We start from the raw sequence: 1,678 nt of genomic DNA on the forward strand, positions 1-1,678 counted from the left end.
GTGTGGGGGGGGGGGGGGGGCCGCCGGCCCGCCGCCCGCCGCGCGGGGGGGGGCGGCCGCCGGGGGGGGGGGGGGGGGGGGGGGTGGGGGGGGGGCCGGGGGGGGGCGGGGAGGGGGGAGGGAGGGGGGGGGGCGGGCGCGCGCGGCGCCGCCCCCCCCCCCCCACCCACGGTGGGTCAGTGGCCGGTGTGTAGGGCCAGCACGCGGGTGAGCAGGGTCGCGGCGTCCTGGCCGTAGACGGCTTGGCCGTGCAGGCGGTCGAACAGCCGCGCGGCCAAGGCGACGTCGCGCGGGGAGGTGGCGACCACCTCCCCGGTCGCGGTTTCGGACTCCACGCGGGCGGTGTCGTGCAGGACGAACTCCGGTGCCGGACCCACGAAACGCGCGTTGAGCGGCACGATCCCGATCCGCACGTGCGGGCGCGCATCGAGCTGGTCACGCAACGCGAGGATCTGCTCGGCCATGATCTCGCTGCTGCCGACGACGTGATGCAGCGCCGATTCCCCGATCAGGAAATGGAAGTCACGCTCATCTCGGTCCAGGATCTGCTGGCGCTTCATCCGTGCGGCGACCGTCTCGTCGAGATCGTCGGGAACCTCGAGCACCCCGAAGCACCCGGACAGGATCGCCCGCGCGTAGTCCTCGGTCTGGACCAGCCCGATCACGATGTCGGGGTTCCAGGCTCGCTGCTGGGTGACGCGTTCCTCGATCGCGATCAGGCTGCGCTGCAACGGCGCCAGCCCGTCGACGGTGTGGTCGTAAATGCTGGTGTAAGACATGATGTTCTTCCTTGCTATCCGGTGTGGAGCGACCAGTCGGCCGTTGCGGGCGGTGGTCAGGCGGCGTCGAGTAGGCCGCGAGCGGCATCGCGGGTGATCGTGTAGACGAGCTCGAAGTCGGCCAGGGCGCCGGGGCGAGGCGGGCTCAGCCACACCCGGGTCGAATCACCCGGGGTCGGCAGCGGGATCGGGGAACCCGGCGCGGTGCGGATGGCTTGCACCTTCGAGCCGCGCGGGAAGATGTTGATCAGGCGCGGGTCCTCGGCTCGGATCGCGGTGGTCAAGAACATGCGCTGCCCGGTCGCGGTGTTGTGCACGATCGGTGTCTGAATTCGGCTGTGGCGCAACTGGTCTGAGACTCTGTCAGCGAGCTGGTCGCAGACCTGGATGCCGTGGATCTGGTCGGCGGGCAGCACGATGTTGTCGTGGCTGTCGAGCACGACCCGCCAGCCCAATTGCCGGTAGGCGGCGCAGCGGTGCGCGGGCGTCTCGGTCACGGATGTAGCCACAGGACCTCACAAGGCATTCGATGTTTCGGTAGATATCCATCGCTGACTTCGAGGGCAGTGATGGAGGTACGAGGATGGATCCGGCACTCGCGCAAAAAGTTCTGTACGGCCGAGACGCACCCGCTGAAGTCGGCGACGAGCCCGCCACTGATCACTCGAAGGTGAGTGTCGGGCTCATCGGGGCGGGGCGATCCAGACCGCGGCATGACGGGCTCCGGCGCCGCTTATCGGCAGGCCAGGATCGTGGAGACCACGACCTCAGCGCTCGGCCGATAGGGATCCAAGGGTTCGTGCGGTAGCCAACGTCGCGCCGGGTCACGGGGCGAGGGCAGCAACACCTCGTCGCCCTCGGCAGCGAGCACCGCCCCGGTACTGGACAGAGCCGCGAAG

At 70.2% G+C, this 1,678-nt stretch carries 2 protein-coding genes; both read right to left on the minus strand.

Going from position 1 to position 1,678, the window contains the following annotated elements:
• Positions 1–176 precede the first annotated feature (176 nt).
• Positions 177–779 carry a DUF5753 domain-containing protein gene (locus tag QH270_RS10785; RefSeq protein ID WP_280340581.1) on the minus strand — a complete coding sequence of 201 codons (603 nt, stop codon included), beginning with the start codon at positions 777–779 and terminating at the stop codon, positions 177–179.
• Positions 780–835: 56 nt separating this feature from the next.
• Positions 836–1,288 carry a hypothetical protein gene (locus tag QH270_RS10790; protein ID WP_280340583.1) on the minus strand — a complete coding sequence of 151 codons (453 nt, stop codon included), beginning with the start codon at positions 1,286–1,288 and terminating at the stop codon, positions 836–838.
• Positions 1,289–1,678: the final 390 nt, after the last annotated feature.

This window comes from Nocardia neocaledoniensis (assembly GCF_029868625.1).
In the GTDB taxonomy this organism is placed as follows: domain Bacteria; phylum Actinomycetota; class Actinomycetes; order Mycobacteriales; family Mycobacteriaceae; genus Nocardia; species Nocardia neocaledoniensis_A.